The sequence below is a fragment of the Arthrobacter sp. MOO21 genome (assembly GCF_057369995.2).
Window position 1 is genome coordinate 2,648,199 of record NZ_CM170671.2, and the last position, 24,768, is coordinate 2,672,966.

Sequence of the window (24,768 nt, forward strand, 5' to 3'; positions counted from 1 at the left end):
GGTTATCGCTGCCTGGGGTTGGCCCTCCCCGCATTGGTAAGGCTACTGTTGATTGGATCCGGACGCACCGCCGGGCGTGTTCCCAGGGGCCATTCGGGACGAATGCCCCGCTGGAGTAAGGACGACAGTTGGAAGGATGGTCATGGGGATCAACCTTGTGCTGACCCTGTTCGCCGGCGGCGTCGTCGTGTTTTCTGCCTTCTCATCCGTCCTGCAACGGGGCAGCTTCCCCGGGCCGCTGGTGGCGCTGGCGCTCGGAGCGCTGGCCGGGCCCCACGTCCTCGGCCTGGGGTCCCTCCAGGATTTTGGTCTCGAGCAAGGCACCTTGCTTGAGCAGGCCTGCCGGCTTACCCTCGCTGTCGGCCTGAGCGGAGTGGCCCTGCGCCTGCCCCACGGCTACTGGCGTGCAAACGTGCGTTGGGTGGTAGTGATGATCACCTTGGGCATGTTGCTCATGTTCATGGTCGCGGCCGGGGTCCTGTGGGGCCTGCTGGGTTTGCCCTTCCTTCTTGCCTTGCTGGTGGGCGCAATCATTACGCCGACGGATCCAATTGTCAGCACTCCCATCGTCACCGGATCCCTGGCAAAGGCGAAGGTGCCGAACCGGACCCGGTTCAATATCTCCTCCGAGTCGGGCCTTAACGACGGGTTGGCGTACCTTTTCGTGATGCTGCCCGTGCTCCTGCTGACCAAGCCGGACCACGCGTGGACCGACCTGTTTACCAAGGTCCTGCTGTGGGAAGTCCTTGGTGCCGCAGCACTCGGAGCCTTCATCGGCTGGCTGCTGGCAAAGCTGTTCCTGCTTGCGCAGCGCCGGAAGTGGATGGAGGAGACCTCCTATCTCGGATTCATTATCCCGGCGGCCTTGCTCATTCTTGGGTTGTGCAAGCTACTTGGCACCGACGCCGTGCTTGCGGTTTTCGTGGCGGCAGCGGTGTTCGGGCAGTTGATCCCGGAACAGGATGAGGAACAGGAGGGAAAAGTCGACGACGTCGTGAACCGGTTCTTCATCCTGCCCGTCTTCACCCTGCTTGGCGTTGCCCTGCCGATCACGGAGTGGACAGGCATGGGAGTGTGGCCGGTCATGGCTGTCATAGGGGCTGTAATCGCCCGAAGGATGATTGCGGTGTGGGCGGTGGCACCCCTTATCAAGCGCCTGCACGGCCCGTCGGAGGTGGCCTTCTTAAGCTGGTTCGGGCCGGTCGGAGTTTCAGCACTGTTCTACGCCACATTGGCTGAACGTCATACGGGCCAGCATGAGGTATTCGTCTACGTTACTTTGGCGATCACGGCTTCTGTCTTGCTCCACGGTTTGACTGCCGCGCCCCTGAGCTCCTGGCTGCACCGGATGCAAAGCCGGCAAACGGTGGAGACGTCCCGATGAGCAGGCGGACGGGCTATGCCTGAGGCGCCGATCAGTGGGGACGCGGAGCGCCGGCAAGGTGAGAAGCTGGCGGGTGCTGAGTTGCTCGCGGCGCGTCTTGACCGGCCCATGGGTTTCCTGGGGATTGTCTTTCTCTTTGTGGTGCTGGGGCAGCTGCTCGTCACCGAGCCCGGGTGGACTCAGGCTCTGGCCGTCGTCGGTTGGGTGTTCTGGGCAATATTCGTTGCGGAGTTCCTGCTGCGCGCTTACGTAGCGGGCTTTCAAGCCGCTTTCTGGCGGCGCAACTGGTGGCAGGTGCTTTTCTTATTGTTGCCTTTTCTGCGATTTGTCCGTGCGCTGCAGGCACTGCGGAGTGTGCGCATTGCCCGGCTGGCGCGTGCAGGAGGCATCGTCTCGGCAGGAGTACGCGGCTCCCGGTCTGCTCGGCGACTGCTGGCGAGCCGGATTGGCTGGCTTGCGGCCGTGACAGCGGTGGTCATCCTGGCCGCCAGCCAGCTGCTCTATGCCTCCGAGGCCCACAGTGATTACGGGACCGCCCTTTATGAGGCTGCCCTCGCCACCATCACCGGCAGCGGCATTACCTCCGACGATCCCTTCTCCCGCCTTCTTCAAGTGGCACTGGCAATCTATTCGGTCGCTGTCTTCGCCACGCTGGCCGGATCCCTCGGGGCGTACTTCCTGGGCGGACCTCATGGCTCCTACCGGGAAGGGGAGGAGACGGCCCCGCCCTTCCCATCCAGCCAGGCGAAGAGGACGCAATGAATACCGAACTGAGTATGGGCACAAGCGTCGGGATCGCCGCTGTCCTGACCGTCGTGCTGGCAGGCCTTCACATCCTGGCTCCGCACATCCGCAAGCTTCCCCTGGTGCCTGAACGCTACACAGGTTCTTTCGCCGGCGGCCTTGCAGTGGCCTATGTCTTCCTGCACCTCCTGCCGGAAATCGCTGAGGGGAATGAAGCGGTTGGTGAGGCTCTCTCGGATGCCCTGAAACCCACTCCGCTGCTGGAGTTGGCTATTTTCCTGGTTGCCCTGATCGGTTTTACCGCCTTTTACGGGCTGGAGCGGCTGGCTACTACCCATGGAAGCAGGGACAGGGATGCTGCCCCCGAGTCCGCCGGGGTGTACTGGCTGCACCTGGGATCATTCATGGTCTACAACGTCTTGATTACCTACACGATGATCCTGCGGGTACGCACCGGGGTGCTGTTCGCCGTGCTGTTCACCGTGGCCATGGGGCTGCACTTCGTCCTCACAGACCGCACCCTGACAGAGCACTACCCACGCAGGTTCCGCAGGAACGGCCGGTTGGCGCTCGCGGCATCCCTTGTCATCGGATGGGCGCTGGCCGCTCTCTTCGCGCCAACCAGCACCCTGGTGGTGGCTCTCCTCACCGCACTCCTTGGAGGGTCGGTACTGCTGAACGTTTTCAAGGAGGAAGTACCGTCCAACCGGTCCTCCAGCTTTGCTTGGTTCAGCATTGGCCTGGTGCTCTACGCGGCGCTCCTCGCACTTATCACCACCATGCAGGAGTAGCAGGGCGCTCTTCCGAGGCCCTGTCCACCGGAGTAGACTCTCCTGCCCCGGCAGGGGTGCGTGGCCGTACATGACTATGGGACGGTCAGCCAGGAACGGTACGAGGAAGAGGGAAGAGAAATGTCCATTAGTCCCGAACACGCTACACCAGTCGATCCCGACGATTCACGTTCCGATCACACGCCAGCAAATCATGACCACTCCCACCAGCACGGCCCCGGATGCGGCCACGAAACCTCGGAGCACGATGGGCATCTGGACTACCTTCACGATGGGCACCGACACGCAGCCCACGAGGACCACTACGACGAGCACTGAGCCGGTTTCTTTCAGCGGTTCTCATAATCGCTTCTCTCTTCGGCGTGCTCTGAAGCAAAATTTCATAGGTTTACTTGACCAGCGGCCCCCAGGGCGAGAAGGAGTGTAGGAGTATGAGCAATCACGACTCGGAAGAAGAACCGTCCAATTCCGGTGCACCTCGGGTGAACGACGAGAAGTCAAGGGAATACGACGGGGTGAATCCGAACCCTGCCGATGAAACCATTACCGGACTCACCGAAGGAGGCGGGGTTCCTCCGGGGGAAACTCCACCGGCATCTGCGCAGACGGCGGTAGAGTGATGCGCCACGAGCCTCCCAAAAGGACTCGATAAGATCTTCCCCCGGCTCGCACCGCCGTTGAAAAAGCCATGGCAATTGCATTCACCGGACGTCGATCACGCCCATCATGCCGAGGTCCTCGTGGTCCAGGATGTGGCAGTGGTACACGGTCCGCCCCCGGAAATCCGTGAAGGCCACCCGGACCTTCACCTGTCCGTTGGCCGGGATGTTCACCACGTCCCGCCAGTCAGGGAGGGAAAGATCGACGCCGCTGTCCTGGATCATCTGCATGGGCCAGACGTGCAGGTGGAAGGGGTGGTCCATGGGGCCGGAGTTGGTGAGCGTCCACTCCTCAACCGTCCCGGCCGCGGCGGTGGTGTCGGTGCGGGCCGGGTCGAATTCCCTGCCGTTGATGGTGAAACGCATCATGCCCGCGGCGCCCATTCCCATCCCCGCAGCCAGGTTGATCTGCCGGTGCGCCGCCACCGTTGCCAGCCTCAGGTCCCCGGGTGCGGCCTGGGCCGGCAGTGCGCCCGGGGGAGTCGCAGCTTCTCCGGACACGCGGAACAAAGCCAGCGCAGCGCCGTCGGCCTGCTCCGTGGGTCCAAACGGGGCTCCGAACGGCCCCTGGCCCATCATCCCGCCCATGTTTCCCCGGTTGTACCGGAAGGCGCGCAGGACGGACTCGCCGGCCGCCGTGGTGACCAGCAGGTCCGCCCGGTTGCCGGGGGTGAGCACGAGCTCTTCCACCTGTCGCGGTTCCTGGAAACGGCCGGAGTCCATGCCCAGCAGCTGCAGTTGCTGGCCGTCCAGCCGCAGCCGGAGGTACCGGGCCACGCAGGCATTGACGATGCGCCACCGCTCCCGCTGCCCGGGACGGGCACTGAACAGGGGACTGCTCTGGCCGTTGACCAGGAGAAGGTCGCCCTCGCGGCCCGCCATCCGGTCCATGGCCGAGGCCGGGCGGATATTCCCCAACCCGTCCACCGCGGTGTCCGACACCACCAGTACCCGCTCCGTGCTGGCCTCGATGGGCTCCGGGTCCTCCACGATGATCGCGCCGAAGAGCCCGGCGAAGATCTGGTCGGCCACCATGCCGTGGTGATGGGGGTGGTACCAGTACACCCCCGGCGGATGGCCTGCCGGGAGCCTGTATTCGTAGTCAAACGTACTGCCGGGGCCGACGGCAACGAACACGTTGTCGCCGTTGCCCTCCGGGGACACGTGGAGGCCATGCACGTGCAGGTTGGTGGGCTGGGACAGGTTGTTGGCCAGGCCGATCTTCAGGGTGTCGCCCGGTTTCAGGCGAAGCGTGGGACCTGGGACGCTGCCGTTGTAGCCAAGCGCTGAGACCTGCCGTCCGCCCAGCTGGACCTGCGCGGGCGCGGCTTCGAGCCGCACCTGCAGCTGGCCCGCGTCGCTCCGCAGTTCGTCCGGCTGGACCAGTTCGCCGCCGCCGGTGGGTCCGGCCCGGGAGGACAGCGACCAGATGAGGCCCGCCCCGCCGGCCGCCGTTGCGGCAGCCCCTACGCCACCCAGCAGCAGTGCCTGCCGGCGGCTGATGGGGCGCACTACGGGCCCTCGCCGAGCACCCTGAGCTGTTCGCGGTACTGATCGGCTGTGAGTTCTCCCCGTGCAAAGCGCTCATCGAGGATCCGCCGTGCCGTCGATGCCGGCGGCCTGCCGTGTCCCTGCCAGCCGCGGGTACCGCCGCCGCGAATGCCCCCGACAAACGCCCACACCGCCAGCACAACCAGCAGCGCTATCCCGAGCAGCAGCAGAACGCCCCAGAGCCACCACCCGCCGCCTTGTCCGTAACCCCACATCATGGCCGGAGCCTTTCCTCGTTGGTACCTCCGATTCTTGGCCCGTCCCGGGGCGGGAGGTAGGGTCCGAGGTCCCGCGGCGTGCGTTCCAGCCCAGTTACTTCCGGCGGCCCGGCTCGTAAGTCCGCGGCGCGCCGGGGTGCGCGGCGTGCCACGGTGATGCGGGAAAAGTAAGTGGGCGGGAACGCACGGAGGGGTCAGTCCGTGATGTCGGTGCTGGTGCTCAGCTCCTCCCACTGCTCCAGTTCCGCGCGCTGCGCGTCCGCCACCTTGCCGAAAGCACCGAACGCGTCCGTCCCCAGGACCAGCAGCCCCGGCGGGTTGGCGGATTCGACGACGGCGAGAATCGCCCTGGCTGCCTTGTCCGGGTCGCCGGGCTGGTTGCCGTGCGCGGTGTCGTGCTCCTTGCGGCGCTTGCCGGCAGTGTCCGCGTAGTCTCCGATCGCCGTCGCGGACTGCGTAAGCGAGCGGCCGGCGAAGTCCGTGCGGAAGCCGCCGGGTTCGATGGCAGTGACGTTGATGCCCAGCGGCTTCAGCTCGTTGCGGAGCGATCCGGTCATGCCCTCCAGCGCCGCCTTGGTGGCCGCGTAGTACCCCGAGCCGGGCGGCGTGATCCGGGCGCCGATCGAGGAGATGTTGAGGATGGAACCGGACTTCCTGGCCCGCATCCCGGGCACCACCGCCTTGATCATGTCCACCGCGCCGAAAAAGTTGGTGTCGAACAGGCGGCGGATGTCGGCGTCGTCGGCTTCCTCCACGGCGGCCCGGTAGCCATACCTGGCGTTGTTCACCAGCACGTCGATGCCGCCGAACTTCTCCTCCGCCTGCTTCACCGCCGCGCTGATCTGCGCCTTGTCCGTGACGTCGAGGGGGAGGGACAGCGAGGTGTCAGGGAAGCCGGCGGTGATGTCCTGCAGGGTTTCCACCTTCCGGGCGGTGACGACGGCGTTGTGCCCGGATGCGAGCACGGCCTCCGCGAGTGCCCGGCCGAGTCCGGTGGAGCAGCCTGTGATGAGCCATGTTGCCATTGGTTTTCCTTTCGTAGGGTGACGCCTGGCGCCTAAGCCGCGTGCCGCCGTCGTGCGTTTGGTGTGAGTTCGTGGGCGCCGTAGCTGTTGTCGTCCGGGTTGACGGTGACGCCGGGGGCCACCAGTTGGTCGATGCGGTCGAGCACCTCGTGGGGCAACCTGGTGTCCGCGGCGGGGAGGTAGGACTCCAGCTGCTCCATGGTGCGCGGGCCCACGATGGCCGAGGTGACGCCCGGATGGTTGATCACGAACGCGATGGCCATCTCGATGAGCGTGACCCCGGCCCATTCGGCCACCTGCGCCAGCTCCTCCACGATGTCCAGCTTGCGCTGGTTGGCGGGCTGGCTCATGTCGAACCGGGCGCTGGGGCGTGCCGACGAGGTAGGCCGGGACGCCGAGTCCTTCCGCCACCGCCCCGAAAGCCAGCCGCCTGCCAGCGGGCTGTAGGTGAGGGTGCCCATGCCGTGGCGCTGGACGGTGGGAAGCACGTCCTCCTCGATGCCGCGGACCAGGATGGAGTAGGGCGGCTGCTCGGTGACGAACCTCTCCAGGTTGCGCTCGCGGGACGCCCACTGCGCCTCCACGATCTGCGAACCCGAGTAGGACGAGGAGCCGATGTAGCGGACCTTGCCTTGCCGGACCAGGTCGGTGAGGGCGCCGAGGGTTTCCTCCACGTCGGTGTCCGGGCTCGGCCGGTGCACCTGGTAGAGGTCGATGTAGTCCGTGCCCAGCCGGCGGAGCGAGTTCTCCACCTCGCGCATGATCCAGCGGCGCGATCCGCCGCGCTGGTTGGGGTCCTTGTCGTCCATGGGCATGAAGAACTTGGTGGCCAGGAAGACGTCGTCGCGCTTTCCCTTGAGTGCTTCCCCCACGATCTCTTCCGAGGCCCCGCCGGAGTAGACGTCCGCGGTGTCGATGAAGTTGATGCCGGCGTCGAGGGCGCGGTGGATGATGCGGGTGGCGTCGGCCCGGTCGTCGTTGCCCCACGGGCCGAACATCATGGCCCCGAGGCAGAGGGGGCTGACCTGCACGCCGGTGCGGCCAAGCGGGCGGTATTCCATTGCTACTCTCCTTCGGCTTCGGGGATGACCATGGCGAACCGCTCCGGGCGGGGAACGTCCGGGTCCGGCCCGCTGCGGACGCCGGTGTCCAGGGCGTCGATGGCGGCGAGCTCCGCGGCGGTGAGCTCGAAGTCGAACACGTCGAAGTTCTCCGCGATGCGCGCCGGGTTGGTGGACTTGGGGATGGCCGAGCGGCCCTGCTGCAGGTGCCAGCGCAGCATCACCTGGGCGGGGGTCTTGCCGTGGCCATGCGCGACGCCGGCAATCACCGGGTCCCGCATGACGTTCTTGCGGTTCTCGCCCCAGCCGGGGTAGAACGTGATGCCGCCGATCGGCGACCACGCCTGGGTGAGGATCTCGTACTCCGCGTTGGCCGCCTGGACTGCGGGCTGGGCGAAATAGGGGTGCAGCTCCACCTGGTTGACGGCGGGGAGCACATCCGTGGCCTGGAGCAGCTGTTCCAGGTGGTGCGGCATGAAGTTGCTGACGCCGATGGCCCGGACGCGCCCGTCCTCCAGCAGGGTTTCCAGGGCCTTGTACGCTTCGAGGGTCTTCTCGAACCGGTCCGGCGCCGGCTGGTGCAGGATGAAGAGGTCCAGCTGCTCCACACCGAGCTTGCCCACGGCCTTGTCCCATGCATGCAGCGCCTCGTCGTAGCCGTAGTCGCTGACCCAGACCTTGGTCTCGATGAACACGTCCTGGCGCGGCAGCCCGGCGCGGCGGATGCCCTCGCCCACCTCGCGCTCATTGCCGTACGCGGCGGCGGTGTCGATGTGCCGGTAGCCGGTGGCCAGCGCGGTCTGGACGGCCGTCGTCGTCTCTTCCGGCGGACTTTGGAAGACGCCGAGGCCGAGCGCGGGCATCGTGACGCCGTTGTTGAGGGTGAGTTCCATAACCATGCCCTCACGCTATGTGGGTCTGGGCGTTTAAGGGAGGGTTTGCGAGTCCCTCCCTCGGATTTGGGGTGCGCCCGGTGTGCGTTCCAGCCCAGTTACCTACCGCCGCTCGCATCAAAAAACGGTGGCACGCCGTCGTTCGTGGCGGGGTTGGAGCAGTAACTGGGCAGGAATGCACGAAGCAGAAGCTGACGGGTGGAAACCGGCAGCCTACTTCGCGATGCTGAACGAATCCGTGAAGCTGTACCCCTCCGCGGGAACGAACTTCACGTCCATCCGGGAGCCGGTGAGCTTGATGTCGAGGGTGCCGTAGGCGGGATCCTTGTTACTGCCGGACCACGCCGCGAAAACGGGCCTGTCCGAATCCTGGGTGTTGATGTCCCGGATGCTCTTGCCGCCCAGGCCTGAGGTGGCGAAGACCGTTCCCGCGCCCTTGGCGAACGAGTCGTCGTCGTCAACCGCGCACTTCCCCCGGGCCAGGACTTTGGAGCAGTCGTTCGGCATGCCCAGCTGGAACGTGCGCTGGTAAAGGTGCTCGTGGCCCGTGAGGACCAGGTCAACCTTCTTTTCGATCAACAGGTCGGTCAGCGCCCGGCCGGCCTCGCAGCTGTATTCGCCCATGCTGAAGCACACGGTGTGCATTCCCACCACGGTCCAGGGGATGCCATCCGTGCGGGCGCCGTCGATCGCGTCCTCGGTCCACTGCCAGCGCTTGCTGTCCTCGGAGTAGTCCAGGTCGCCTTGGTCGAAGGCAATTCCCGGGGACACCGCGATCAGCCGGACCAGGGGCTTCTCCTGCGGAATGTCGATGTACCACTGCGTGCCGTATTCGCCCTCCAGCCCCGGCATTTTGTTGGGCAGGCACTTGACGTAGTTGCGGATGTGGCCGCCCTCGCCGTTGCTTTCGTGGTTGCCGGCCACGAGTTGGAAGGGGAGGTCCCCGAGCTTGTCGGTGACCATCTTGCAGAACTCCTCCTCGGTGCCCTGTCCGTAGGAGAGGTCGCCCAGGTGGAAGTTGAACTCGGGCTGGAGTTCCTTGATCTTGTCCAGCACGGCCTTGGCGCCGTCCTGCATGCCCATGTCCCCGACGGCGGTGAAGTGCACACTCCGCTCAGGCGGGGGCTTAGGCCCGGGGATGCAGCCGGCGAGCGTGGTGGCCGTGACGAGGGCAAGGACCATGGCGGCGGCTTTCCTCCGCCCGGGCACGCGCCCCTGTACCCGCGAACTGCGCCACCAGCCTGCCAAATTTCCCCCCGTGCCCAAGTCTGCTTTAGGTAGCACCAAGCTAGCGTCGGGCTTCCAGCGCGGGCAAGAGGGGTTCCCGCAGGTCATCCGCAGTTCCCCCCGGCACGGCTCAGCCCTGGACGGCTCAGCCCTGGACCGCCGAGCTCAGGATTGCCCGCATCTTGTCCCGCAGGAGCTCCTGGCCGGCGACGCTGGGATGTTCCCGGTCAGGTCCCAACAGAACGTCGGCGCGGCCAGCCAGCCACGCGTCGGCGATGGGGTCGATGAACGGCACGTCCATGTCCTGTGCGGCGGCAGCGGCTGAGTCGCGGACGCCGGTCAGTTCCGGATCCGGCTCGTCGCTGCCGGACAGTGGACCCACAGCCACGAGCACCGCCTTCGGAGCAATGGCGGAAGCGGCGGCGAAGGTGGAGGCTGCGGCCGCCCGGAGCGCCTCCGGATCTGCCCCCTCATCGTTGTCGGACCCGAAGAAGACCACCACGTCCGTGTCCGGCCCAACCGCGTCCTGGACCTCCTCCCTGAACGTGTCGCCGTGCTCGCCGGTCACCAGGTATCCGCTGCCGTTCTCGGCCGCATTGGTCACCTGCATGGTCCGGTTGTTGAGCAGCGGCACCGACTTCAGCAGGGCCGGCCACGCCTCATCCGCGGAGGTTCCGAACCCGGTGCTCAGCGAGTCCCCGATCACCACAACCCTGACGGAGCCGCCTGCAACCTGCTCCTTGGCTCCAGCCGGGGTGCACCCGGTGGCCGCGCAAAGGAGCAGGGCGGCACTGGCGGCCATGCCCGCAAGCGCAACTCGTCCGTCCACCATTCCTCCAACCTGGAAGCCGGGAACCACGGGCCCATGCTAGGCCGCCAGCCGGCAGCAAACGGGGGAGTCCGGGGAGCTCTGTGGGAAAGCTGCGGGACGTGATGGCGCGTTTGTGGAAACCCCGCAGGATGTGATGGGGCGTCGCGGGAAAGGCGGCAGGACGTGATGGCGGGTTGCGGAATAGCGGGCCGGACGTGATGGGGCGTCACGGGGGGAGGGTTGGATCGCATAACCGGCCCTGGGCCGCATGACCGGTGGGGGCCAGCGCCGGTTATGCGGCTGAGGGCCGGTCTTGAAGGCAAACCCTCGAAAGCAGCCCGGAAGCTTGACGCCCGCCCGCGGCTCCGCATATCCTGAACGAACGGTCGGTAAATAATTCCGAGCCGCCCGACAGGTCTTTGCATAGGAGCAACCATGGCAGCGCAGAACTTGCAGTCAGTGCCGGCTGAGCTAACCCCCGAGGAGGACGCCGCAGGCCAGGCGCACTTCGACCGGATCATCGCCGAGGACTCCCGTATCGAGCCCCGCGACTGGATGCCCGCCGCCTACCGCAAGACCCTGCTGCGCCAGGTCTCCCAGCACGCGCACTCGGAGATCATCGGCATGCAGCCGGAGGCGAACTGGATCTCCCGCGCCCCCAGCCTGAAGCGCAAGGCCATCCTCATGGCCAAGGTCCAGGACGAGGCCGGCCACGGGCTCTACCTCTACTCGGCCGCCGAGACCCTGGGCCAGACCCGGGACAAGATGATGGAAGACCTCATCGCCGGCAAGGCCCGCTACTCGTCCATCTTCAACTACCCGGCGCTGACCTGGGCGGACATGGGCGCCATCGGCTGGCTGGTGGACGGCGCCGCCATCTGCAACCAGGTCCCGCTGTGCCGCGCGTCGTACGGTCCCTACGGCCGCGCCATGGTCCGCATCTGCAAGGAAGAGTCGTTCCACCAGCGCCAGGGCTTCGAGATCCTGCTGGAACTCTCCAACGGCACCCCCGAGCAGAAGCAGATGGCCCAGGACGCCGTGAACCGCTGGTACGCCCCGGCCCTGATGATGTTCGGGCCGCCGGACGACGATTCCCCCAACTCCAAGCAGTCCATGGCCTGGAACATCAAGCGGTTCAGCAATGACGAGCTCCGCAGCCGGTTCGTCGGCATGATGGTGGAGCAGGTCCGGGTCCTGGGCCTCACCCTCCCCGACGACCAGATCCGCTTCAACGAGGACACGAAGAAGTGGGAGCACGGCCCGCTGGACTGGGACGAGTTCCACGAAGTCCTCGCCGGCCGCGGTCCCTGCAACGCCCAGCGCCTTGAGCGGCGGAGGGCAGCGCACGACGACGGCGCCTGGGTTAGGGAGGCAGCCGCCGCGTATGCGGACAAGCAGCGAGCAAAACAGTCAGCAAAGCAGCAGAAGGAATACGCAGCATGAGCCCGCACGGCAACCCGGAAACCCCGGCCAGCTCCGCCACCGAAATCAACCGCGAAGCCCCCAAGGCCAGCCCCAACGTAGAAGCAGCCCCCGCAGGCCACCACGACCGCTCCGCCTGGGGCCTCTGGGAGGTCTTCGTCCGGTCGAGCCGCGGCCTGAGCCACGTGCACGCCGGATCCCTGCACGCCCCGGACGCCGCCATGGCCCTGCGCAACGCACGCGACCTCTACACCCGCCGCAACGAGGGCGTCTCCATCTGGGTTGTCCCGGCCGACGCCATCGCCGCCAGCGACCCCGACTCCAAGGGGTCGTTCTTCGAGTCCCCGCAGGGCAAGGACTACCGCCACGCCACCTACTACACCAAGAGCGAGGGAGTGAACCACCTGTGAGCGAAGCGAACGCCTCCGCAACCCGCATCACCCCCGGCAACGCGCTCCGCCCCGAGGACATCGCCCTGGAGGTCAAAACGGGCCTGGTCAAGCCCAGCGAAGACGTCGCCGAATATGCCCTCCGAATGGGCGATGACGCCCTGATCCTCGCCCAGCGCCTTGGCCACTGGATCTCCCGCGCGCCGGAGCTGGAGGAGGACATCGCCCTGGGCAACATCGCCCTGGACCAGCTGGGCCACGCCCGCAGCTTCCTCACCTACGCGGGAGCGGCGTGGGACAAGTCCGAGGATGACCTGGCCTACTTCCGCCGCGAGCACGAGTTCCGCAGCGTCCAGCTGTTCGAGCAGCCCAACGGCGACTTCGCGGCCACCATCGCCCGCCAGTTCGTGGTGAGCTACTACCAGTACGAGCTCTATCGCCGCCTCACCGAATCCACCGACGAGACGCTTGCCGCCATCGCCGCCAAGGCCGTGAAGGAAGTGGACTACCACCGCGACCACAGCGCCCAGTGGGTCCTGCGCCTCGCTGGCGGCACCGAGGAATCGCGCACCAGGATGATCCATGGCCTGCGCATCATGTGGCCGTACGTTGGGGAACTCTTCCGCGACGACGACCTGACCGGCAGGCTCGTCCAGGCGGGTGCCGCCGTCGCGCCTTCCACACTGAAGGGGGACTTTGACCGCCTCATCGCGGAGGTCCTGACCGAGGCCGAGCTCGACGTCCCGGACGTTCCGGCAGCCCCCGGCGGCGGCCGCCACGGCAAGCACTCCGAGTACCTGGGCTACATCCTCGCGGAGATGCAGGTGCTGGCCCGCGAGCACCCCGGAGCGAGCTGGTGACCGTCATGATCACGGAACAGGAAACGCAGCAGCAGGCCTGGGACATCGCGGCCACGGTCGTGGATCCGGAGATCCCGGTGCTCACCATTGCGGACCTGGGGATCCTGCGGAAGGTCGACGTCGGCACGGACGGAGGCGTGCGGGTCACCATCACCCCCACGTACTCGGGCTGCCCCGCCATGGACGCCATCCGCGACGACCTCTACACGGCCTTCGCCAAAGAAGGCTATGAGGACGTCCAGGTGGACCTGGTCCTCTCGCCGGCCTGGACCACCGACTGGATGACCGAGGCCGGAAAGCAGAAGCTGCAGGAGTACGGCATCGCGCCCCCCACCGGGCACTCCCGGGCCGGCGGCCACACCGGTGCCATCCGGCTGACGATGGCCGTGAAGTGCCCGCAGTGCAACAGCCTCAACACCAAGGAACTCACCCGCTTCGGTTCCACGTCCTGCAAGGCCCTCTATGTGTGCCAGGACTGCAAGGAACCGTTCGACTACTTCAAAGTCCTGTAAGGAAGCCCCATGCCTGTTGTCCGCCAGACCGCCGCCGAAGAGGCTGAGGTGACCGGCCGCCGTCGTCCGTCCTTCCACACCCTCGCCGTGAAGGAGGTGCGCCGGCTCACCGACGATGCCATTGAGGTCAGCTTCCATGTGCCGGCCGAACTCGCCGGCAAGTTCGACTACCTGCCCGGCCAGTACGTGGCCCTGCGCACCACGCTGCCGGATGAGACCGGCGAGCCGAAGGAAATCCGCCGCAGCTACTCCATCTGCGCCGAGCCGCGCAGCTTCGCGGACGGCACCAGCGAGATCCGCGTGGCCATCAAGAAGGACCTGGGCGGGCTGTTCTCCACGTGGGCCAACGCCGAGCTGAAGGCGGGGGACACCCTGGACGTGATGAGCCCCATGGGCGCGTTCGTGTCCAAGCACGGCCGCGACGGGGTGGCTGTGGAGCAGAACGTCATGAACTCCATGAACCACCCGGAAGATCTCGCGGGTGAACCGGGGAACTTCGTGGCCATCGCGGCGGGTTCCGGGATCACCCCGGTGATCGCGATCGCCCGGACGCTGCTGGCAGCCAACCCGGAGACCCGGTTCGACCTGATCTACGCCAACAAGGCCGCCATGGACGTGATGTTCCTGGAGGAGCTGGCGGACCTGAAGGACAAGTACCCGCAGCGCCTGGCCATCCACCACGTGCTGAGCCGCGAGCAGCGGATCGCGCCGCTGCTGTCCGGCCGGATCGATGCCGAGAAGCTGCAGCAGCTGCTGGGCACCGCCCTGCACGCGGACGACGTGGACGAGTGGTTCCTGTGCGGGCCGTTCGAGCTGGTTCAGCTGTGCCGGGACACCCTGGCCGAGCGCGGGGTGAAGCCGGAGAACATCCGGTTCGAGCTGTTCACGTCCGGGAAGCCGGACCGCCCGGAAGGGCACGCCGGCAGGCCCGTCATCGTGGACGAGAGCCAGGAGACGTACAAGATCACGTTCAAGCTGGACGGCCTGCAGGGCGAGGTGGCCAGCCCCACGCATGCCCGCGAGTCAATCCTGAACGCGGCCCTTCGGGTTCGCCCGGACGTGCCGTTCGCGTGCGCCGGGGGAGTGTGCGGCACCTGCCGGGCCAAGGTAGTCACCGGCAGCGTCACCATGGACGAAAACTATGCGCTGGAGCAGGATGAGCTGGACAAGGGCTACGTGCTGACCTGCCAGAGCCACCCCACCAGCAAGGAAGTCACGGTCGACTTCGACGTCTAAGTCTTTTCTTCAAGAAGGAGCTTCATGATTTCCCTTTCCATCAGCAACGGCATCGCCGAGGTTGTGCTGGACGCGCCGCAGAAGCTGAACTCGCTGGATGAGCAGGCGCTCAAGGAGTTGGGCAAGGCGTACGACGACGCTGCTGCCGCCGCCTTCCGCGGCGAGGTGCGGGCGCTGCTGCTGAGGGGAGAGGGCAGGGCCTTTTGCGCGGGCCGGGACATCGCGGGGGTCACCCCGGAGAACGACGACGCCGCGGCGTACCTGGGCGGGCTGGTGGAGCCGCTGCTGAAGAAGATGGCTGCCTTCCCGGCGCCGACCTTCGCGGCGGCGCAGGGGGCGTGCCTGGGCGTGGGGCTGGGGCTGCTGCTGGCCACGGACGTGGTGTATGTGGCGGAGAACGCGAAGTTCGGGTCGCCGTTCGCCAAGCTGGGCGCCACGCTGGATTCGGGCGGGCACTGGTACTTCACGGAGCGGCTGGGCATGCACCGGACGCTGGACCTGATCTACACGGCGGACCTGATCTCGGGCGCCGAGGCCGTGGCGCAGGGGATGTTCAGCCGGGCGATGCCTGCCGATTCTTTGCTGGAGTCCACGCGGGAGATCGTCTCGCGGGTTGCGGCCGGTGCCACCGGCGCGTTTGTGGCGTCGAAGGAGCTGGTGGCGCACATCCGCGACCAGCGCCTGGGCCTGTGGCAGGCCATGCAGGAGGAGAACGAGGAGCAGGCGCGCCTCTGCAAGACCGAGGACTACGCCGAGGGTTTCCGGGCGTTCCAGGAGAAGCGGGAGCCGAAATTCTCAGGCCGCGTTGAGTGAGCTGCTTGCCACCGGATGGCAGGGCTCCTGATCTTGAGCCAATCTTGAGTTCCAGCTGCGGTTACCTTGATTCAATGTCGAGAGAGTTAGCGAGCCTGGATAAACCAGGTCAAAGCACGCTGCACTGAGTCGGTAAGCAAAATCAGGCCGGGGTAAGCGGCGACTCGATGGGTGGCGCAGGACTCGCTTCGTCACCGTTTCAGCATTGACGCCGGAAGTTATCCGTCTGTTTGCTTCCGCAACGAATGCTTGGATCACTTGTCGATGTGCTGCGGCAGCTCGAATGAGAAAAGAATCAAACATGGGGGCCTCTCAGAGGCGGCTTCTCGCCGCCGCTGCTTCACTTGCCATCGCAACATGCAGCTTCGGTTATGTTGCACCGGCCATCGCAGCACCAACAACCACCGTAACCAATGACCAGGTCACGGAACCAACGTCCCAACCCACAGCAGCGCCGTCACCGCAAGCAGAAAGCCCGGCACCGGCCACGCCCACAGCGGGCGTCACGGACACACCAACAGCGGCAGCCACGGAAGCACCAACCGAAGCGCCTGGCCGCAACGCTGCATCAGCGGAGCCCACAGCTTCGGCAGCTCCCGTAACGGAAGCAGCCCAGCCAACCCAGATCGCCCGGCCTGAGGCCGTAGCGGGTGGAGCAACCACTACCGCCGGATCGCTGTTGGGCCAGCTGACGGTGGCAACGCCTTCGGCCTTGGCTTACGATCGGGCAAATTTCAACCACTGGATTGACGCAGACGGGAACGGTTGCGATACGCGCGCTGAGGTGCTCATCGCCGAGTCCCTCGTGCCAGGTACTGTCGGAGCCGGTTGTACTGTAACGTCCGGCCAGTGGAACTCCTGGTATGACGGGGCGACGTGGACCAACCCCAGCGACGTTGACATCGACCACTTTGTGCCGCTGGCGGAGGCGTGGAAGTCGGGCGCGTGGGCGTGGACGGCGGAACAGCGCCAGGCATTCGCAAACGATTTGCAGTACGGCGGCAGCCTGGAGGCCGTAACGGACAACGTGAACCAGGCCAAGGGCGGCAGTGACTTTGCTGCGTGGCTCCCCGCCCTGGACCAGTGCCGTTACGCTCAGCAGTGGGTTGCCGTGAAGTACCGCTGGAACCTCACCATTGACACCCTTGAGCAGGGAGAACTGAGCCGTCACCTGTCGGGAGGTATCTGCGGCAGCGCGACGATTGCCTTGCCGGCGAAGGCCGAAACACCTGTCCCGGCACCCGAAGGTAGCTACACGACGTCGGGCGCGATCGGTGCCAAGTACGCGACGGCGGCAGCAGTGCTGGGCGCTGCAACGTCCCAGGAATTCAGCGGTCAGCGGTTCGGCGGGGCCTACCAGCTGTTTGCGGGTGGCACTATCGGTTACCTCCAGCAGTACGGCGCCTACACGGTCATCGGCGGCATCAACGCCGTATGGCATTCAATCGGCGCCCAAGACAGCGATCTCGGCTATCCGACGTCTGACGAGTACGCGCCGATGGCCGGCGGCGTGATGCAGAACTTCCAGTTCGGCAAAATCTCGTGGAACCCGGCCACCGGGTCCAGGATCACGAAGGGTGGCATCGGCGTCACGTGGGACAACGCAGGCGGCCCGCTCAGCGGTCTCGGTTATCCCACAACGGATGAATACGCTCCGATGCCCGGCGGCGTCATGCAAGGGTTCCAGTACGGAAAGATCTCCTGGAACGCTGCAACCGGGTCCCGCATCACCAAGGGTGGTATCGGTGCCACGTGGGACAAGGTAGGAGGTCCGCTCAGCGGCCTTGGCTATCCCACCACGGACGAGTACGCCACCGCCAACGGAGGCGTGACGCAGGCGTTCCAGTACGGGCAGATCGTCTGGTCGCCTGCCACGGGCTCCCGGTTCATCAAGGGCGGTATCGGCCAGACATGGATCAACGCCGGCGGCCCTAACAGCGGACTGGGCTACCCCACATCGGATGAGGTCGGTGGCCTTGCCGGCGGCGGTGCAAAGCAGTACTTCCAAGGCGGAGAGGTGGTTTGGTCTCCTGCATCGGGGGCACGCGTCATGACCGGTGGGATCAGGGCAGCGTGGGTCGGCCAGGGCTCCGAGGGAGGACGCTTGGGCTACCCGACCACCAATGAGTATGGTGCCAGCGGTGGCGGGTACTCGCAGGACTACCAGGGTGGCCGCATCACGTGGCGCTCCGGCAGCGTCAGCATCGAGTACGCGTCTGACGCCTACCAGCCCGCACCTGCACCTGCACCTGCGCCCGCTCCCGCACCTGCGCCGGCGCCCGCCCCGGCTCCGGTTTACTATGCGAACTGCGATGCTGTGCGTGCTGCAGGGGCAGCGCCCCTCTACTGGTGGCAGCCCGGCTACCGCTCCGCACTGGACCGGGATTCCGACGGTATCGCCTGCGAATAGGCACCAGTGGAAAGCCCCACCCTCGATCTCGAGGGTGGGGCTTTCTTGCTTAAGCTTCATCGATTGCTCCGAAACTGCCCTTTTCAGGCTGAAAACGGCGTTCACGGAGCAATGGATGGGGCTGGGGGCAGGTACCCCTACCGCGCCGCCACTTCTGATTCCAGTACCTCGTAGGCCGGTGTGGTGAGGAAGTCGGTGAAGTCCTCGGAAAGGCAGATCTCCGAAATGATGCGGGCCGCCGGCGCGTAGTACCGGCTGAACAGTTCCTCGCCCACCTCGCCCCGGAGCTTTTCCGTTTCTTCGGCCAGCAGCCGCTCCACCAGTTCGCGGGTTGCCGTGTTGCCGGTGTCTGCGAAGACCACCCCGTTGTGGATCTGCTGCCAGACCTGCGACCGGGAGATTTCCGCCGTCGCGGCGTCTTCCATCAGGTTGTGGATGGCCACGGCCCCGTTTCCGGACAGCCACACTGCGGTGTAGGCGACGGAAACGTACAGGTTCCCGCGGAGACCGGCCTCGGTGGCGTCGCCGGGTGCCGATTCGATGTCCAGCAGTTGTTCGGCGGTGACGTGGACCTCGGGCCGGGTCCGCTGCACCTGGTTGGGGGCGTCTCCCAGGACCTCGTCGAAGACCTCCATGCAGATCGGAACGAGGTCCGGGTGCGCAACCCAGGAGCCGTCGAAGCCGTCGTTGGCCTCGCGGGTCTTGTCAGCCTTCACCTTTGCGAACGCCTGCTCGGTGACTTCCGGCTGGCGGCGGTTCGGAATGACTGCTGCCATCCCGCCCATGGCAAACGCGCCGCGCTGGTGGCAGGTCTTGACCAGCAGTTCGGTGTAGGCACGCATGAAGGGAACGGTCATCGATACCGCTGCACGGTCGGGCAGCGTGAATCTTGAACCGGAATCGCGGAAGTACTTGATGATGCTGAACAGGTAATCCCAGCGCCCGGCGTTGAGGCCGGAGGCATGGTCCCGCAGCTCATAGAGGATCTCGTCCATCTCGAAGGCCGCGGGAATGGTTTCCACCAGGACGGTGGCACGGATGGTTCCCTGCGGGATGCCGAGGGTGTCCTGGGCGAAAACGAAGATGTCGTTCCACAGCCGGGCTTCGAGGTGGCTTTCCATCTTCGGCAGGTAGTAGTAGGGGCCGTGGCCGTTCTCGAGGAGCTGCTTGGCGTTGTGGAAAAAATGCAGTCCAAAGTCCACCAGGGCGCCAATGGCGGGCCTGCCGTCGAATTCCAGGTTCCGTTCCTCCATGTGCCAGCCGCGGGGGCGCATGATGACGACGGCGGTGGGCTCGTCGGTGCGAAGGGCGTACGTCTTGCCCTCGGGGGACGTGTAGGCCAAAGTTCCGCGTGCGGCGTCGTACAACGAGAGCTGGCCGTCGATGACGTTGAACCATGTGGGGCAGCTGGCGTCCTCCAGGTCTGCCAGCCACACTTTCGCGCCCGAGTTCAGGGCGTTGATGGCCATCTTGGCCGGGGAACAGGGGCCGGTGATTTCCACCCGACGGTCCTGGAGGGCCGGCGGCGCCGAGGCAACGGTCCAGTCGCCTTCTCGGACGGCTGCTGTCTCCGGCAGGAAGTCCAGGGTTCCGGTTTTTGCTGCTCGTGCACGGCGCTCCTGCCGCGCAGCAAGGCGAGCATCGCGTTCGGCGGCGAAACGTCCATGGAGCGCGGCCAGGAACTCAAGGGCTTCCGGGGTCAGGATCTCGGCGGCGCGGTCAAAGGGCAGGTCAGCGGGTCGGGTCAGGGGCATTGCATAGTCCTTTCGGGAAGTTTCACGATACGGACATTAGGTTCTGCAGGATGAAAAAACAAGGGCTTCAGATAAATCGGTCAGACCATTGACTATCGGTCAGACCAATACATACAGTGTGGTCCACGAGACAATACCTCTATCTCACATTGTGGAATTCCCCGTTCGGCTTGCGACCCCCTGCCCATCGCGCCCCACCCCCCGCTCCAAATACAAAGGAGTTTTTTGTGAGCACTTACCAGCAAGTCGTGGACCCCCTGTGGGGTTCACTCGGCCTGTCCGCACTCTGCGCGGCATTGCCGTTGATTCTCCTGTTTGTCCTGCTGGGCGTCTTCCGGGTGAAAGCGGCCAAGGCCGCCATCGCCAGCCTGGCACTCTCCATCATCCTGGCCCTGGTGGTCTGGCGCATGCCTGCGGACCAGGTCATCAGCGCCACGGCCGAAGGAGCCTTCTACGGCCTGTTCCCCATCCTGTGGATCCTCATCAACGCTCTCTGGCTCTACAAACTCACGGTGGCGACGCCCTGGTTTGACGCCCTGGGCCGGACCATCCGCTCCATCTCCAACGACCTGCGGATCCTGTCGATCCTGATCGCCTTCTGCTTCGGCGCGCTCCTCGAATCGCTCGCCGGTTTCGGCGCCCCGGTGGCCATCACGTCCGCGATGCTGATGGCCGCGGGCATGAAACCGCTCAAATCCGCCATCGTCTCGCTCTTGGCCAACACCGCGCCGGTGGCCTTCGGCGCCATGGCCGCACCCATCATCGCCCTGAACGGCGTCACCGGCCTGCCGCTGCACGACCTGTCCTCGATGGCCGGCCGCCAGACCCCCTTCATCGCCCTCATCGTGCCGCTGCTGCTCGTCTTCATCGTGGACGGCAAACGCGGCCTCAAGCAGACCTGGCCCGTTGCACTGGTGGCCGGCGCAGTCTTTGGCATCTTCCAGTTCATCACGTCCAACTTCATCGCCGTGGAACTGACCGACGTCGTTGCTGCTGTGGCTACCGTGGCCGCCGTGCTGCTGATGCTCCGTGTCTGGCAGCCGCGGGAGATCATCGATATGTCCGGGCAGGCCGGCGGATCAGGCGGTCTTGAGGAAGAACGTCTCGAGGAAGACCGTCTTGAGGAAGACCGCCCATCCGGCCCGTCATCATCCGGCCGCGGTGCGGCAAGGATACCGGCGTCCGCGTCGGTGACCGAGGCCGTCTCCGCGGCTGCGACCACCCGCGTTGCGGTGCCGCCCAGCACCGCGGAGCGGCCGGACCGCCGGGAAATCTGGATGGCCATCGCGCCCTACCTGATCATCATGGCCGTCTTCTCCGTCGCCCAGATGCCTGGAATCAAGGAGTGGCTGGGCGCCAACGGAAGCGTGAGCTTCGCCTGGCCCGGCCTGGACGTCGTGGACGCCGGCGGGAAGCATGTTGCCGCGCAGAAGTTCAAGTTCGACCACCTCAAAGCCACCGGCACCCTGCTTCTGGTCTCCGGCCTCATCACCATGGTCCTGTACCGCCTGTCGGCAGCCCAGGGACTGCGCATCTACTGGGAAACCCTGAAGCAGCTGCGCTGGACCATCCTCACGGTCACCACCGTCCTGGCCCTGTCCTTCGTCATGAACCTGTCCGGACAAACCACCTCCCTGGGCCTCGCCCTCGCGTCCGCCGGCGGCTTCTTCGCCTTCCTCTCACCACTGATCGGCTGGATCGGTGTTGCCCTTACCGGCTCGGACACCTCGTCCAACTCCCTCTTCGGGCAGATGCAGGCCACCGCCGCCGCGCAGACAGGCCTCTCGCCGGTCCTGATGGCCGCCTCCAATTCCTCCGCCGGCGTCATGGGCAAGATGCTTTCACTGCAGAACCTTGCCGTCGCCTCCGCCGCAGTGGGTCTGGAAGGCGCCGAGGGCACCCTGTTCCGCAAGCTGATCGGCTGGAGCCTGGCCCTGCTGGCCCTCATCACGGTGCTCATCGTCCTGCAGTCCACCCCGGTCCTCGGCTGGATGGTCCCCTCAGCCGGCGACACCTTTGCACACCGGGCACCCGGCCGGGCGGAGCGGTTCCGCCGGACCGGGAGCCCCAAGAACCCACCCCAGAAAACAAAGAGGTTTCCTTCCCATGAGCACAACTACCGCTGTCTCAGCATCGGCAGCGCTCCTCGCTGCAAGCGCCCACGCCTCGACAGACCTGGATGAGCGGGCCAGGGTCAGCACGGACCGTTCCGGGTACGTACCACCGAGCCTTCCCGACGGCGTCGTGTATGCCACCAGTGCCGAAGAGGTGGTGGAAACCATGAAGCTTGCCGCGGCCCACAACGTCCCGGTGGTTCCCCGGGGAGCCGGAACGGGCCTTGCCGCCGGAGCGTCGGCCCAGGCCGGCGAAGTGGTCCTTGACCTGGCCCGGATGAACCGGATCCTGCACATCGACCCCGTGGAGCAGCTGGCAGTGGTTGAACCCGGCGTCCTCAACGCGGAGGTGAATGCTGCCGCCAGGGAGCATGGACTCTTCTATGCGCCTGACCCGGCCAGCACGGCGATCTGCTCCATCGGCGGCAACATCGCCACCAACGCCGGCGGAATGTGGTGCGCAAAATATGGGGTGACCCGCGAATCCGTGCTCGCCCTCCGCGTGGTCCTGCCCGACGGCCGGGTGCTGCGGACCGGGCGGAACACCATCAAGGGCGTCACGGGATACGACCTGAATGCACTGATGATCGGGTCCGAGGGAACGCTGGGCGTGGTGGTGGAAGCAACGCTCCGCCTGCGGCCCAGGCCCGTCCAGACCGCCACCGTCGCCGCCTATTTCCCGGATGTGGACGCCGCCGCGCTGGCCGCCTCCGCCATCATCGCCGCCCGGCTGCAGCCCTCGGTGCTCGAACTCATGGACGGCCCCACGCTGGAAGCCGTCGATACCGTGCACGGCACCAACCACCGGTCCAAGGGCGGGGCCTTCCTGCTGGCGCAGACCGACGGCTACGGCGCGTTCCTTGAGCAGGACGTCCTGCTCAAGGCCATTGCACCCTTCGCCAGCCACGTCGAGAAAGCCGTGGACCCGGCGGCAGCGGATGCGCTCGTGGCCACCCGGCGGGAAGCGATTCCGTCCCTTGAGAAAATGGGCCGCGTGTCCATCTGCGACATCGGCGTGCCGCGGAACCGGCTGGCAGACGTCTTCGCGGGACTGGAGGACATCTCCCGGAAGACGGGGGTACGGATCTTCAACGTGGCACACGCGGCGGACGGCAACCTGCACCCGATGATCGTCGTCGAACCCGACCAGTCCATCACGGAAGGACCGGCCAAAAAGGCCCTTGGTGACATGTTCTACCTGGCGCAGCGCCTTGGCGGCACCCTGACCGGGGAACACGGCGTCGGCCTGCTCAAGCGCGACTGGCTCGAGGATGAACTCGGCGGCATCTCGGTGGAACTCCAGCGCTCCATCCGCAAGGTGTTCGATCCGCAGGGAATCCTGAACCCCGGCAAGGCAATCTGAGCCGGACAACCCTGCATCCGCTTCTGTCCTGCTGCGCCGGTTTTCCGCGGCGCAGCAGGACAGGACGCAGGTGCCGGTTGGTAGGGCAGGATGGATCCATGACCACACCTTCGGAGGAACCGGCATCCAAGCGGACGTATGACGTCCTGGTGGAGGACATTGAGGCGGGCCTGCGTTCAGGCCGGTTCAAAATCGGGGACCAGCTCCCCGGTGAACGGATACTGGCGGAAAGCTACGGTATCTCCCGCGCTTCAGTCCGTGAGGCCATGCGCCTGCTGGATGCGATGGGGGTCCTCCGGAGTAATAACAGGTCCGGCCCCAAGTCGGGCGCGGTCATCGTTTCCGAGCCGTCAGCCGGCCTTGCCGCCACCCTCCGCCTGCACATTGCCAGCAGCAGGCTTCCGGTGGCGGAGATTGTCGAAGCCCGGATCCTCCTGGAAACGTGGGCAGCCAGGACCGCGGCCCAGCATGACGATCCGGCCGGGATCCAGCGCGCCAGGGAACTGCTGGAGGCCATGGATGCCCCGGACATAGAGCCCGAAGCCTTCCACGCCCTCGACGCACAGTTCCACCTGGCCCTCAGCGCCCTGGCCGGCAACACGGTGATTGAAACAATCATGGATTCGCTCCGCGGCTCCATCCGTGGCTACATCAAGGACGCCCTCGATGCCCTGGGAGAGTGGCCCATTGTGCTCGAACAGCTGAGGGCCCACCACCATGCGATCTTCGACGCCGTGGAGGCGAAGGACGCCGAGCGGGCCGCGGAACTGCTGCGGAGCCATATTGTGTGGCTGTACGAGCAGGCGGCAAACAAGGCCCGCTGAGCCGGTTACTGGGTTGCCAGCCCGGACGGCAGGTCCGCCTCCGGGCCCGCCTCGCCGCCCATCGCCGCCACCAGCCGTTCGCGGGCACGGCCCAGGTGCTGGTCGAGCAGTTGGGCGGCCTCTTCGCCCTGCCCGGCCTCGATCAGCTCCAGGAGCTTCTGGTGTTCGGCCTGGATCAGGGCTGTGTCGAGGAGGTGCAGCGACTGCACCCGGGACATGCACAGGCGCACTTCGGCCACCAGGGAGGAGTACATCCTGCTGATCCGCTCATTCCCCACCGCGTCGATCAGGCTGGTGTGGAACCGCATGTCCGGTTCCACCACATCCAGCGGCGCTCCGGTGGCCAATGCAGCGATATCCCGGTTGGCCTGTACCGCCCCGCCGGGCACGGTGCGCGCGGCCGCGAGCCGGCGGAGCACTTCGCTCTCCAGATACGCCCGGGCCAGGTAGATGTCGCGCACCGATTCCGGGCCCAGGTCCGCCACCCGCGCGGTCTTGTGCACGCCGCGGACCAGCAGCCCCTCGGCCACCAGCTTCTCGATGGAGGCCTTGGCGGTGGGGCGTGCCACCTCGTAGGAGGTGGCCACCTCGGTCTCCGTCAGCGCGTGGGCGGAGGGCAGCTCGCCGGAGAAAATGCGCTGCCGCAGGTCCGAAGCCACCGCTTCCACAATCGAGACAGCTGCAATACGGCCGGCCACAGATCTCCG

General features: G+C 66.1%; 24 protein-coding genes. 14 read left to right on the forward strand and 10 right to left on the reverse strand.

Features of this window, described 5'->3' with window-relative positions; translation table 11 throughout:
• The first annotated feature begins 142 nt into the window (after nt 1-142).
• From AC2JAJ_RS12300 to AC2JAJ_RS12310, 3 genes are read left to right on the forward strand one after another with little or no spacing between them, the layout of a single operon-like run.
• Nucleotides 143-1,384, forward strand: a complete 1,242-nt coding sequence (locus AC2JAJ_RS12300) for a cation:proton antiporter domain-containing protein (protein WP_486415661.1) — start codon at nt 143-145, stop codon at nt 1,382-1,384.
• A 15-nt stretch (nt 1,385-1,399) separates the two neighbouring features.
• Complete coding sequence (locus AC2JAJ_RS12305; protein ID WP_486415660.1) at nt 1,400-2,146, forward strand: ion transporter; 747 nt, start codon at nt 1,400-1,402, stop codon at nt 2,144-2,146.
• Nucleotides 2,147-2,160: 14 nt separating this feature from the next.
• Nucleotides 2,161-2,919: a hypothetical protein gene (locus AC2JAJ_RS12310; protein ID WP_501053135.1), complete on the forward strand. Its 759-nt coding sequence runs from the start codon at nt 2,161-2,163 to the stop codon at nt 2,917-2,919.
• A 165-nt stretch (nt 2,920-3,084) separates the two neighbouring features.
• Here the strand turns inward: AC2JAJ_RS12310 and AC2JAJ_RS12315 are convergent, their stop codons facing one another.
• Nucleotides 3,085-3,234 (reverse strand): hypothetical protein, encoded by a 150-nt coding sequence (locus AC2JAJ_RS12315; RefSeq protein WP_486415658.1) that lies wholly within the window; start codon nt 3,232-3,234, stop codon nt 3,085-3,087.
• Between the two features lie 116 nt (nt 3,235-3,350).
• Between AC2JAJ_RS12315 and AC2JAJ_RS12320 the strand changes: the two genes are divergently transcribed.
• Nucleotides 3,351-3,539, forward strand: a complete 189-nt coding sequence (locus AC2JAJ_RS12320; protein ID WP_486415657.1) for a DUF6480 family protein — start codon at nt 3,351-3,353, stop codon at nt 3,537-3,539.
• An 81-nt stretch (nt 3,540-3,620) separates the two neighbouring features.
• On the opposite strand, the gene AC2JAJ_RS12325 is transcribed toward AC2JAJ_RS12320, so the two are convergent.
• From AC2JAJ_RS12325 to AC2JAJ_RS12355, 7 genes are all read right to left on the reverse strand, one after another.
• The gene (locus tag AC2JAJ_RS12325) at nt 3,621-5,090 is read right to left on the reverse strand and encodes a multicopper oxidase family protein (protein ID WP_486415656.1); all 1,470 of its coding nucleotides are present in this window, start codon (nt 5,088-5,090) and stop codon (nt 3,621-3,623) included.
• Nucleotides 5,090-5,347 carry an SHOCT domain-containing protein gene (locus tag AC2JAJ_RS12330; protein ID WP_221386225.1) on the reverse strand — a complete coding sequence of 86 codons (258 nt, stop codon included), beginning with the start codon at nt 5,345-5,347 and terminating at the stop codon, nt 5,090-5,092. The genes AC2JAJ_RS12325 and AC2JAJ_RS12330 overlap by 1 nt, the downstream gene beginning before the upstream one ends.
• A 194-nt stretch (nt 5,348-5,541) precedes the next feature.
• Nucleotides 5,542-6,372: an oxidoreductase gene (locus tag AC2JAJ_RS12335; RefSeq protein WP_486415655.1), complete on the reverse strand. Its 831-nt coding sequence runs from the start codon at nt 6,370-6,372 to the stop codon at nt 5,542-5,544.
• A gap of 32 nt (nt 6,373-6,404) precedes the next feature.
• Complete coding sequence (locus AC2JAJ_RS12340; RefSeq protein ID WP_486415654.1) at nt 6,405-7,433, reverse strand: aldo/keto reductase; 1,029 nt, start codon at nt 7,431-7,433, stop codon at nt 6,405-6,407.
• A gap of 2 nt (nt 7,434-7,435) precedes the next feature.
• The gene (locus AC2JAJ_RS12345; RefSeq protein WP_486416695.1) at nt 7,436-8,326 is read right to left on the reverse strand and encodes an aldo/keto reductase; all 891 of its coding nucleotides are present in this window, start codon (nt 8,324-8,326) and stop codon (nt 7,436-7,438) included.
• Between the two features lie 213 nt (nt 8,327-8,539).
• Nucleotides 8,540-9,508 carry a metallophosphoesterase gene (locus tag AC2JAJ_RS12350; RefSeq protein WP_486415653.1) on the reverse strand — a complete coding sequence of 323 codons (969 nt, stop codon included), beginning with the start codon at nt 9,506-9,508 and terminating at the stop codon, nt 8,540-8,542.
• Nucleotides 9,509-9,698: 190 nt separating this feature from the next.
• A complete protein-coding gene (locus tag AC2JAJ_RS12355; RefSeq protein ID WP_501053136.1) occupies nt 9,699-10,385 on the reverse strand; it encodes a GDSL-type esterase/lipase family protein in 687 nt (228 codons plus the stop codon).
• Between the two features lie 414 nt (nt 10,386-10,799).
• Here AC2JAJ_RS12355 and paaA point away from each other — a divergent pair, with 414 nt between their 5' ends.
• The 7 genes from paaA to AC2JAJ_RS12390 all read left to right on the forward strand — a co-directional run bounded on the left by paaA (nt 10,800) and on the right by AC2JAJ_RS12390 (nt 18,006).
• Entirely contained in the window at nt 10,800-11,807 is a 1,008-nt protein-coding gene (paaA, locus tag AC2JAJ_RS12360) for a 1,2-phenylacetyl-CoA epoxidase subunit PaaA (RefSeq protein ID WP_486415651.1), read from the forward strand.
• Complete coding sequence (gene paaB / locus AC2JAJ_RS12365; protein ID WP_486415650.1) at nt 11,804-12,196, forward strand: 1,2-phenylacetyl-CoA epoxidase subunit PaaB; 393 nt, start codon at nt 11,804-11,806, stop codon at nt 12,194-12,196. Before paaA ends, paaB begins: the two co-directional genes overlap by 4 nt.
• The gene (gene paaC, locus AC2JAJ_RS12370; protein ID WP_486415649.1) at nt 12,193-13,035 is read left to right on the forward strand and encodes a 1,2-phenylacetyl-CoA epoxidase subunit PaaC; all 843 of its coding nucleotides are present in this window, start codon (nt 12,193-12,195) and stop codon (nt 13,033-13,035) included. Before paaB ends, paaC begins: the two co-directional genes overlap by 4 nt.
• A 5-nt stretch (nt 13,036-13,040) precedes the next feature.
• The gene (gene paaD / locus AC2JAJ_RS12375) at nt 13,041-13,547 is read left to right on the forward strand and encodes a 1,2-phenylacetyl-CoA epoxidase subunit PaaD (RefSeq protein ID WP_486416694.1); all 507 of its coding nucleotides are present in this window, start codon (nt 13,041-13,043) and stop codon (nt 13,545-13,547) included.
• A gap of 9 nt (nt 13,548-13,556) precedes the next feature.
• Nucleotides 13,557-14,783, forward strand: coding sequence for a 1,2-phenylacetyl-CoA epoxidase subunit PaaE (gene paaE, locus AC2JAJ_RS12380; RefSeq protein ID WP_486415648.1), 1,227 nt, complete (start codon nt 13,557-13,559; stop codon nt 14,781-14,783).
• Between the two features lie 24 nt (nt 14,784-14,807).
• A complete protein-coding gene (locus AC2JAJ_RS12385) occupies nt 14,808-15,596 on the forward strand; it encodes an enoyl-CoA hydratase/isomerase family protein (protein ID WP_486415647.1) in 789 nt (262 codons plus the stop codon).
• A gap of 301 nt (nt 15,597-15,897) precedes the next feature.
• Nucleotides 15,898-18,006, forward strand: coding sequence for an excalibur calcium-binding domain-containing protein (locus tag AC2JAJ_RS12390; protein WP_501053137.1), 2,109 nt, complete (start codon nt 15,898-15,900; stop codon nt 18,004-18,006).
• 137 nt (nt 18,007-18,143) lie between these two features.
• Here the strand turns inward: AC2JAJ_RS12390 and aceB are convergent, their stop codons facing one another.
• On the reverse strand, nt 18,144-19,760 hold the full coding sequence (gene aceB / locus AC2JAJ_RS12395; RefSeq protein ID WP_486415644.1) for a malate synthase A: 1,617 nt from the start codon (nt 19,758-19,760) through the stop codon (nt 18,144-18,146).
• Between the two features lie 227 nt (nt 19,761-19,987).
• Between aceB and AC2JAJ_RS12400 the strand changes: the two genes are divergently transcribed.
• From AC2JAJ_RS12400 to AC2JAJ_RS12410, 3 genes are all read left to right on the forward strand, one after another.
• Nucleotides 19,988-21,943 carry an L-lactate permease gene (locus AC2JAJ_RS12400; protein ID WP_501053138.1) on the forward strand — a complete coding sequence of 652 codons (1,956 nt, stop codon included), beginning with the start codon at nt 19,988-19,990 and terminating at the stop codon, nt 21,941-21,943.
• Entirely contained in the window at nt 21,867-23,237 is a 1,371-nt protein-coding gene (locus AC2JAJ_RS12405; RefSeq protein WP_486416693.1) for an FAD-binding oxidoreductase, read from the forward strand. Before AC2JAJ_RS12400 ends, AC2JAJ_RS12405 begins: the two co-directional genes overlap by 77 nt.
• 98 nt (nt 23,238-23,335) lie before the next feature.
• Nucleotides 23,336-24,061, forward strand: a complete 726-nt coding sequence (locus AC2JAJ_RS12410; RefSeq protein ID WP_486415643.1) for a FadR/GntR family transcriptional regulator — start codon at nt 23,336-23,338, stop codon at nt 24,059-24,061.
• Between the two features lie 5 nt (nt 24,062-24,066).
• Here AC2JAJ_RS12410 and AC2JAJ_RS12415 read toward each other — a convergent pair whose 3' ends face one another.
• Entirely contained in the window at nt 24,067-24,759 is a 693-nt protein-coding gene (locus tag AC2JAJ_RS12415; protein ID WP_486415642.1) for a GntR family transcriptional regulator, read from the reverse strand.
• Between the last annotated feature and the right edge of the window lie 9 nt (nt 24,760-24,768).

What these genes read in the sequence shown, in the direction of transcription:
- AC2JAJ_RS12335 (WP_486415655.1), bottom strand. Translation starts at nt 6,372, where the DNA reads ATGGCAACATGGCTCATCACAGGCTGCTCCACCGGACTCGGCCGGGCA.
- AC2JAJ_RS12410 (WP_486415643.1), top strand. Translation starts at nt 23,336, where the DNA reads ATGACCACACCTTCGGAGGAACCGGCATCCAAGCGGACGTATGACGTC.
- paaE (WP_486415648.1), top strand. Translation starts at nt 13,557, where the DNA reads ATGCCTGTTGTCCGCCAGACCGCCGCCGAAGAGGCTGAGGTGACCGGC.
- paaD (WP_486416694.1), top strand. Translation starts at nt 13,041, where the DNA reads ATGATCACGGAACAGGAAACGCAGCAGCAGGCCTGGGACATCGCGGCC.
- aceB (WP_486415644.1), bottom strand. Translation starts at nt 19,760, where the DNA reads ATGCCCCTGACCCGACCCGCTGACCTGCCCTTTGACCGCGCCGCCGAG.
- AC2JAJ_RS12405 (WP_486416693.1), top strand. Translation starts at nt 21,867, where the DNA reads ATGAGCACAACTACCGCTGTCTCAGCATCGGCAGCGCTCCTCGCTGCA.
- AC2JAJ_RS12330 (WP_221386225.1), bottom strand. Translation starts at nt 5,347, where the DNA reads ATGATGTGGGGTTACGGACAAGGCGGCGGGTGGTGGCTCTGGGGCGTT.
- AC2JAJ_RS12355 (WP_501053136.1), bottom strand. Translation starts at nt 10,385, where the DNA reads ATGGTGGACGGACGAGTTGCGCTTGCGGGCATGGCCGCCAGTGCCGCC.
- paaB (WP_486415650.1), top strand. Translation starts at nt 11,804, where the DNA reads ATGAGCCCGCACGGCAACCCGGAAACCCCGGCCAGCTCCGCCACCGAA.
- AC2JAJ_RS12320 (WP_486415657.1), top strand. Translation starts at nt 3,351, where the DNA reads ATGAGCAATCACGACTCGGAAGAAGAACCGTCCAATTCCGGTGCACCT.
- paaA (WP_486415651.1), top strand. Translation starts at nt 10,800, where the DNA reads ATGGCAGCGCAGAACTTGCAGTCAGTGCCGGCTGAGCTAACCCCCGAG.
- AC2JAJ_RS12350 (WP_486415653.1), bottom strand. Translation starts at nt 9,508, where the DNA reads ATGGTCCTTGCCCTCGTCACGGCCACCACGCTCGCCGGCTGCATCCCC.
- AC2JAJ_RS12340 (WP_486415654.1), bottom strand. Translation starts at nt 7,433, where the DNA reads ATGGAATACCGCCCGCTTGGCCGCACCGGCGTGCAGGTCAGCCCCCTC.
- AC2JAJ_RS12305 (WP_486415660.1), top strand. Translation starts at nt 1,400, where the DNA reads ATGCCTGAGGCGCCGATCAGTGGGGACGCGGAGCGCCGGCAAGGTGAG.
- AC2JAJ_RS12345 (WP_486416695.1), bottom strand. Translation starts at nt 8,326, where the DNA reads ATGGAACTCACCCTCAACAACGGCGTCACGATGCCCGCGCTCGGCCTC.
- AC2JAJ_RS12300 (WP_486415661.1), top strand. Translation starts at nt 143, where the DNA reads ATGGGGATCAACCTTGTGCTGACCCTGTTCGCCGGCGGCGTCGTCGTG.
- AC2JAJ_RS12390 (WP_501053137.1), top strand. Translation starts at nt 15,898, where the DNA reads ATGGGGGCCTCTCAGAGGCGGCTTCTCGCCGCCGCTGCTTCACTTGCC.
- AC2JAJ_RS12385 (WP_486415647.1), top strand. Translation starts at nt 14,808, where the DNA reads ATGATTTCCCTTTCCATCAGCAACGGCATCGCCGAGGTTGTGCTGGAC.
- AC2JAJ_RS12310 (WP_501053135.1), top strand. Translation starts at nt 2,161, where the DNA reads ATGGGCACAAGCGTCGGGATCGCCGCTGTCCTGACCGTCGTGCTGGCA.